The organism is Actinomadura rubrisoli (genome assembly GCF_004349215.1).
In the GTDB taxonomy this organism is placed as follows: domain Bacteria; phylum Actinomycetota; class Actinomycetes; order Streptosporangiales; family Streptosporangiaceae; genus Spirillospora; species Spirillospora rubrisoli.
On record NZ_SMKU01000798.1, the window covers coordinates 1 to 407 of the forward strand.

The following is a 407-nucleotide window of genomic DNA, read 5'->3' on the forward strand; positions in this document are numbered from 1 at the left end:
CGGGGGCGGGGCGTCGGCGCGGCGCTGCTGGGGGCGCTGGTCGCCTCGACCGAGGCGGCGGGGATCTGGACGATCCAGGGCGGGGTCTTCCCGGAGAACACCGCGAGCCTGCGCCTGCACCGGGCCGCGGGGTTCCGCCGGGTGGGGATCCGGCGCCGCATCGGCCGCCGGGACGGCCGCTGGCGCGACGTGGTGCTGCTGGAGCGCCGCAGCGGCGTCGCCGGGGTGGACTGAGCCCGGTCAGCCGGGCAGGCGCCGCACCTTCAGGACGTTGTCGGTGCGGGTCATGGGCTGCCCGTGCGGGCTGGTCTGGACGCGCTGGTACTCCTCGGCCAGCTGGACCTCCCACTGACCGTCCGGCAGTTCGAGGGAGTCCAGGACCTGCCGCGGGGTGGGCAGGTGCGGGG

General features: G+C 77.1%; 1 protein-coding gene. It reads left to right on the top strand.

The window, feature by feature from the left end; genetic code table 11:
- The coding region (locus E1298_RS47550) for a GNAT family N-acetyltransferase (RefSeq protein WP_131903944.1) at positions 1-234 on the top strand (234 nt) is incomplete at its 5' end.
- Positions 235-407 lie beyond the last annotated feature (173 nt).